Annotated in this window: 5 protein-coding genes; 1 reads left to right on the top strand and 4 read right to left on the bottom strand. The window is 59.0% G+C overall.

Annotation, left to right across the window (positions count from 1 at the left end):
* Positions 1-594, top strand: a 594-nt coding sequence (locus tag LH128_RS30015; protein ID WP_327195325.1) for a hypothetical protein, incomplete at its 5' end; no start/stop codon positions are given.
* Positions 595-598: 4 nt separating this feature from the next.
* Here the strand turns inward: LH128_RS30015 and LH128_RS30010 are convergent.
* From LH128_RS30010 to LH128_RS29995, 4 genes are all read right to left on the bottom strand, one after another.
* On the bottom strand, positions 599-793 hold the full coding sequence (locus LH128_RS30010) for a hypothetical protein (protein WP_008833458.1): 195 nt from the start codon (positions 791-793) through the stop codon (positions 599-601).
* Positions 794-1,039: 246 nt separating this feature from the next.
* Complete coding sequence (locus LH128_RS30005; RefSeq protein WP_008833457.1) at positions 1,040-1,375, bottom strand: PilZ domain-containing protein; 336 nt, start codon at positions 1,373-1,375, stop codon at positions 1,040-1,042.
* 620 nt (positions 1,376-1,995) lie between these two features.
* A complete protein-coding gene (locus tag LH128_RS30000; RefSeq protein WP_008833456.1) occupies positions 1,996-3,084 on the bottom strand; it encodes an IS5 family transposase in 1,089 nt (362 codons plus the stop codon).
* 37 nt (positions 3,085-3,121) lie between these two features.
* On the bottom strand, positions 3,122-3,481 hold the full coding sequence (locus LH128_RS29995) for a hypothetical protein (protein WP_172705218.1): 360 nt from the start codon (positions 3,479-3,481) through the stop codon (positions 3,122-3,124).
* Positions 3,482-3,831: the final 350 nt, after the last annotated feature.

Raw genomic sequence — 3,831 nt, 5'->3', positions numbered from 1 at the left:
TTGGTGGACACATCCTTCATGCCCCGTCACTCAACCGTACAGGTGCGCCGAATTTCGCGCTTACGCTTGACTGATGCGTTCGTGAAATGTTCTAACGCTTTCATAGGTCTCACCGAAGGAGGACAACCTATGAAGATGAAGGACGTACTGGAGGGGTACAATTACGATCTGCCACTGAGCGACGCGATGAACGATGTCGAACTTCGACCTGTTCGCCGGCTGCTGGCGGGAGCCCTTATGGGTGAGAGCCTGGATGCCGGGTATTTCGCGACCCGCGAAATGGCAGATGCCTATTACGACCTGTGGAACGACGTGCGAAAGGGCGTGCGCTATGGCGAGGGCTATGTGGCCTTTGAGGAAATCCTCAAGGACAAGAGCCCGCTTCAGATGAAGCTGTGGTATCTGACCTGCAAACGGGATCTGAAGGAAACCGTGAAGGATATGCGCTGGCTCGCGATCCTGGCGAACCGTCGCGCCTACATGGCTCGGGCCGTTCGGGAATCGGGGGCGGAAGTGCTGCATGTTGCGGCACGCAATCTGGTCGTCGGCAAGACGCCTGCCGAACTGGTGGCGGATCAGAAGGTCTGGAATTGAGCGCTCAGGCTACGAGCGCAAGGATGCTTTCGGGCTCGCTCGGCTGATGCCGCGAGACGCGGAAGGGTCGCAAGGGGTTGTCGGTGCGCACGATGAACTGGTCGGCGCCAGTGGTGTCGCGAAGCTGACAGGCGACGGCATAGCATTTCTCGAACGAGGTGAGATGGCGGCGGCGGGCTGAAAGAAACGAGATAATCATAGGTTTGTCCTTCGGGTGATGTGCGCGGATGCGGAGAAACGAGCCATGCAGGCTCGTTCATGTTAAATTGACCTGTTGCGAGGTATTGTGGTTGCAGCCGGAGTCGATGCTTAGGCGTAGCTTCGGTCGATCCACGGTAATGCATGGGTCTCTTTCGATCGACGGGGGCGGGACCGCTGCTACGGTTTCGGCCCCGTTATCGCTAGGAAACGGCGCGCAATTTCTGGCGTACTTATACGTCCGACCTCAGCGTTTCCGCTTCGGGCGCGGCGATGTGATTTCCTCGAGCACTTCGGCGAAGGTGTCGGCTCGGATGAGGCGCTCGAACTGGAACCCTGCGCGGTCCTCATGGGACCAAACGAGATGCCCTTCTATCATGCCAATAACGGGCAACCGCAGTTGCAGGCGCTCTCCGCGCTCGATCGCAGGGGCTCCCCGCACCATGAAACCCTGCTGTGAGATGTTCACGAGGTGGAGGGCGATATCACCCAGGGAGCGATGTTCACCCACAGTCGTGTGGTCGATCGTCTGACGGGCGGCAGCTCGCATTTCGATCACGTTGAGACGCGGCCCATATTTCACGGCGATTGCTCCTCGGCATCCTCATCGAGGCAGGACGGGCACCTATGCCGAAAAGTGCAGTCCTTATCGCGGGCGTTGCAGTGCCAGGGCGTGCGTAGTGCTTCGCGCAAAAAGTTGACCAGTCGCTGAAACATACCTTGCATTCGGATAAGCCGGGGTCTGTCCTGAGAGGTACGTACATGACAGTTAATTTTAGGTTAAATCTTGAGGGCCTCGACTGAGAAACTGATTGCGTGGATCAATTTCCTACGCTGAAGCCCTACAAGACGGCGCTTATCGACGGGTCAACGGTGTTGTTAGCTCCGGTTGGGAATTATTTTCCAAAATCATCTAGAACCTTGGCAAGATGTCCTAGGAGTATCCGTTCGGCATCCGCCGGGTCGCGCAGAAAGGCGATAGGAAACAAGCACGGATACCTGAAATCCGGACGGGCATGGTATTCCGACACTTGGCGAATTAGTCGGGATGCGCTGGGTGAGATCAGTTGGACGCCTCGAAAAACCATTGGTTGAACGCGAGAGCGGCGCGAGGGGAGATCATAGCAGCCCTGGCGGCATGATCTGGGGTAGGCTCTTGCTCCGCCGTGCGGATCTATTGGACCGCTCAGCGCCGGATCGGCGTCACGCGGGCGCAGTACGCCCCTCGAGCCAGGCGAGGCGCTGGAAGTTATAGGCCAGATTGGCCATGCCGATTTTGATACGGGCGCGAGCCATGCCGATGGTGCGCACGACGAGGCCCATGCGATGCTTCTGGCCGGCAAAGACGTGCTCGACGGCTGAGCGGACTGCCGACCGCCTCGCGTTGGCGCGGGCGATGCGTTCGGGCATGGCGCGGCGGTGGGGCTTTCGCTGGTGGATGTTGCTGGTGAACATGCCCTTGGCCAAGAAGGCCTCGTTCTTCTTGGAGCGGTACGCGGTGTCGGCCCACACGCCCGAGGCTGTGTTGTCTGGGCTGACCAGTACCGGCAGCCTTGCGCCATCGTGCGCATTGGCGGCGCTTGCATCCCAGGTGCGGATCAGACCATGGGCCCGGTCGATGCCTATATGGTTCTTGTAGCCGAACATGGGGATGGCGAGATCTACCGGCTTGAACGCCTTTGGATCAGCGCCGTCCGTCACCTTGGCTTTGGTGTACTTGACGCTCCAGCGTGCATCGCGGTCCTTCTGCCTGAGCTTGGCTGGCTTGTCCTTCCAACGTTCGGGGATCTTCCCTTCCTTGATCGCCGCCTTCTCGTCTTGAGTGTTGCGCTGCTTGGGCGCTGGCACCACGGTGGCATCGATGATCTGACCGCCCATGGCGAGATAGCCGCGGTCAGTGAGCGCGGCATCAAAGCGGGCGAAGAGCTTGTCGATCGCCTTGGCCTTCACCAGGCGCTCACGGAACAGCCACACCGTCGTTGCATCCGGCACCGTGCCGTCGAGACCGAGGCCAAGGAAGCGCTGGAACGAGAGCCGGTCTTTGATCTGGAACTCCGTGGCCTCGTCTGACAGCGAGTAGAGCGCCTGCAGCACCAGGATCTTGAACATCAACACCGGGTCGAACGGCGGACGTCCGCCCTTGCCGCGAGGACTACGGCGCAGCGCGGCGACCAACGGTCCGCGGAAGACCTCGAAGTCGACCACCCCTACCAATCGCTCCAGCGGATCTCCTGCAGCGCTCAGCGCCTCGTATCGGTCCGAGAGATCGAAGAAACCAGGCTGTCCTGCCATCACTGCCTCCGCTGTCGCGCAAACGCAGTGAATCAGCTCAAGCCGCTAGGCGCCAGCGGTTTTTCGAGCCGTCCAGTTTGGATTCTGGGCACTGCTGGAGGAAAGATCGCTCGGCCCTGTAAAGATCATGGTTGATGAACTGCATCAGGTCCATCTCGTCGAAGCCGTGCTTTTTCAGCAGCGACTTCAGCGATAGCCCCAAGGCGTGACCTACAGAGTGCCAGAAGGGCGCTTCACACTGGCTTGCGTCGACCAATGCGCGCGTTGCGCGGCCGTACTCGAGCGCCATCCGCAGATACCGGATGCCCAAATCTTTCTCGTTGCGGGATTGCTCACGCATTGGCTTCTCCTCAGGGCTGGTGGGATCGCCGCGTGCATCGTCAGGATTGACCGACAACGGGCGACGCCTTAGAACGTATGTCGTTCTAAGTGACTGATATTTAACATAATTCTCATTGTCGTCACCAATCTTTCGAGGCAAGTTGCCATGACGCTGCTATATACGATTCTTATCTTAGATTGATGTAGAGATTTGATGTCGGTATCGGTGGTTGCGAGCCCCCGCAACCAGACAAGGCTATAGCACACCGTCTCAGGGCAACCCGAGGCGGTTTTTTTGTGCCTGTTTTCTGTATCTTACGGGAGGATTTGGCGCTCCATATTGCACCACTCTGTTCCTTTCTGCGTAAGCGCCGACGGAAGGCGGCGTTGACGTAGGGTTATTTGGGTTTCCGCGGGCGCGGCGCC

Source organism: Sphingomonas sp. LH128 (assembly GCF_000293195.2).
Lineage (GTDB): Bacteria > Pseudomonadota > Alphaproteobacteria > Sphingomonadales > Sphingomonadaceae > Novosphingobium > Novosphingobium resinovorum_A.
The sequence above is the reverse complement of the archived record's forward strand: the minus strand, read 5'-3'. Positions and strand labels throughout refer to the sequence as shown.